2 protein-coding genes are annotated in these 3099 nt (G+C 64.2%); one reads left to right on the top strand and one right to left on the bottom strand.

The window, feature by feature from the left end:
* On the top strand, positions 1–1561 hold a 1561-nt coding region (locus BMYO_RS11210; RefSeq protein WP_143249200.1), incomplete at its 5' end, for an S-layer homology domain-containing protein.
* 298 nt (positions 1562–1859) lie between these two features.
* Here BMYO_RS11210 and BMYO_RS11205 read toward each other — a convergent pair.
* The coding region (locus BMYO_RS11205; RefSeq protein ID WP_211276863.1) for an S-layer homology domain-containing protein at positions 1860–3099 on the bottom strand (1240 nt) is incomplete at its 5' end.

Genomic DNA, 3099 nt, shown 5'->3' with positions numbered 1-3099 from the left:
GGCCTACAACTTCCAGCCGGCCACGCAGTACAACGTGAGCGTGTCTGACGCGTACAACAAGAAGTCCTACTTCACGCCGTCCACGTCCACGTTCGAGGAGGCCTATGGCAAGACCCTCGAGGACGTCACCCGCGTGAACACCAAGGCCTTCGAAGGCTGGTACGATCCGGAAGCGACCGTCACCTACTATGACGCCGCCGGCAACCAGCACACCATCAAGAACAGCGAGTTCTTCAACTCCTACAACCTGACCGCATCCAACGTCACCGGCGCTTGGGACAACGCCGACCCCGTCAAGTTCGACTTCTCCGTGGCCTACGGCCAGGGACAGGTCAACGTGTGGGCCCTGTTCGACGCCGCCGCACGCTACCGCGCGTTCACGGTGAAGCCGCTGTACGACCAGGCCAAGTCCGTGACCGTCAAGCTGTACGAGGACAAGACCATCGGCGAGCAGCTCAAGGCCGCCGAATCCCAGTGGGAGCGTTCCGGCTACTCCATCGAGGGTTACTACACCCGCATCCAGAACGGCAAGGCGCTGGCCGGTTTCAAGGTGGACCTCGACTCCAAGGTCGACGACACCCACCCGGAGGGCGACACCCTGTACGTGAACTACACCGCCGATTCCAAGTACGGCAAGTACGGCCTGCTGTACAACCTCAAGCGCGGCTACTCCTACGTCAAGAAGAGCCATCACGGCAAGGTCACCTCCGTCGATGTCGACAAGGACAACGACGGCAAGTGGGACGTCTACTCTCCGGCCGATCGCTACGAGCTGCAGCTGAACAAGCCTGAAGGCTTCACCGACGCCTCCTGGAAGGACTTCCAGGCGACCCGTGGCGAGGTGCAGAAGGAGATCATCTCCTACCTGAAGCTCGCTAAGGACTCCAGCATCCAGACCGTGTACAATGCGGTCGCGTCCCGCCTGTCCGAGGAGAAGGCCAACGAGTTCAACGCCGCGTTCGCCGGCAAGCTTGCCCCGGAGACCGACTACCCGGATGTGAACTACGACGACTACGGCACGCACTCCGACGACATCCAGTACCTGACCACCAAGGGCATCGTCAAGGGCTACCAGGATGGCACGTTCGGCTACGGCGCGCCGCTGGCCCGCGTGGACTACATCGTGTGGCTCTACCGTGCGGCCGGCAGCCCGGCCGTGGACTCCCAGGCCCCGTTCTCCGATGTGAACGAGCAGACGGTCCCGAACAAGGACTTCCGTGACGCGATCGCTTGGGCGGCCGCGAACAAGATCACGACCGGTTACGCTGATGGCACGTTCGCCCCGTACGCGACCCTGAACCGTCAGGACGCGGCCGCCTTCCTGTACCGTGCGGCCGGCAGCCCGAAGTTCCAGGAGAACGGCGTGAACGCGAAGTTCTCCGACGTGACCGCGGGCGACACCGCGAACCACTCGAAGGAGGTCCTGTGGGCCGCCTCCGAGGGCATCGCCAAGGGCTACTACGGCACCGTCACCTACTTCGGCGGCTACAACACGCTGGTCCGTCAGGACGCCGCCGCGTTCCTGGCCCGCACCCTCAAGCTCGGCTACATCGCCAAGTGAGACCGGTGACCGGTTCCACCGGTAGCCGACATCACTGATTGAAGGCCCCGGACCCATGATCGGGTTCCGGGGCCTTCCCGTATGCGATGCCGGCGGGGACCGGTCCATTCAGACGATGGCTCCATGACGCCCCGGCCGGGCGGGGACGGCGAGGGGCCCGGGGTCCGATTCTTTTCGGGTATCGGATCCCGGGCCCTCGCTTCTTCTCGATACGGGAAGGCCCCGGACCCAATCATCTTGGGTCCGGGGCCTTCAATCAGTGGGGACGGCCGCTAGACGGGGGCTAGCGGGCCGTGGCTCACAGCAGGTTGGCCTGGATGGCGCGGGCCAGGAAGGCGGCCGCGTCCTGACGGGCCACGGTGTCGAGGCCGGCGAAGCGGTTCACGCTGCCCGCGAAGCCCTTGACCACGCCATTGTTGTTGGCCCACAGCACGGCCTTGGAGTGGTTCGCGCTGTCGCCCGGGGTCACGTCCGCGAACACCTTCGAGTTGTAGTCCTCGATGTAGTTCGGGCTGCCGGCCGCACGGTAGATGAACGCCGCCGCGTCCTGACGGGCGATCCTCGCGTACGGGGCGAACGTGCCGTCAGCGTAGCCGGTCGTGATCTTGTTCGCGGCCGCCCACGCGATCGCGTCACGGAACTCCTGGTTCGGGACCGTGGCCGCGGTCACGTCCGTGAAGGAGGCCTGGGAGTCAACGGCCGGGCTGCCGGCCGCACGGTACAGCCACACGATGAAGTCCACGCGGGCCACCGGCGCGCCGTAGCCGAACGTGCCGTCCGCGTAGCCCTTGACGATGCCCTGGTTGTACATGAACTGGATGCTATCGGTGTGCGAGTCGGTGTCGGACGTGTTCACATCCGGGAAGTCCGCCTCACCCACCAGGATGTTCGCCAGCTTGCGGTTGTACGTATCAGCCTTCTCAGCAGACAGCTCACCCTTCACGGCCGCGTACACGGTGTTGATGTCGGCGTTGTTGGCGAGCTTGAGCTCCTTCTTCAGATCGGTCAGGACGCTCTTGCGGGCGGCCACGAACTTGTCGTAGGAGGTCTTCACATAACCCGGGTTGTACTCGGTGTATGCGAGGTCGGCGCCGGTCGTGGCGAAGGTGTCCTTGCCGTCGACCTTGACAACCTTCGTCTTGACGAAGTTGGCGTTACTGCCGTCGGAGACCACGTACTTGCCGGCATCGTTCTTCACCACGTAGAAGCGGCTGAGGTTGTTCAGCAGGCCGTTCAGCTGGGAGTTGTCCTTGGAGTCGGCGGTCCAGCGGGCGTACCAGATGGAACCGGCGGCCGGGTAGTCCGGGTTGGTGGTCGCCTTCTTGTCGGTATCCAACTGAGAGGCAACATTAGTAACGGGGTCGGTGTACCAGCCGGTGAGGGTGTAGCCGTCGCGGGTGACGGTGGGCAGCTGCTCGCCGATCTTCTTGCCCGCGTAGATCTTCACGCTGATCTTGTCGGCGCCCGAGTAGTTCGGGTCCAGAGTGATCGGGGTGAAGCGAGCGCCGTTCTTGTAGCCGGCGTACAGGTCGATGCCC

Source organism: Bifidobacterium myosotis (assembly GCF_002259745.1).
In the GTDB taxonomy this organism is placed as follows: domain Bacteria; phylum Actinomycetota; class Actinomycetes; order Actinomycetales; family Bifidobacteriaceae; genus Bifidobacterium; species Bifidobacterium myosotis.
This window is presented reverse-complemented; position numbering and strand designations above follow the sequence as displayed.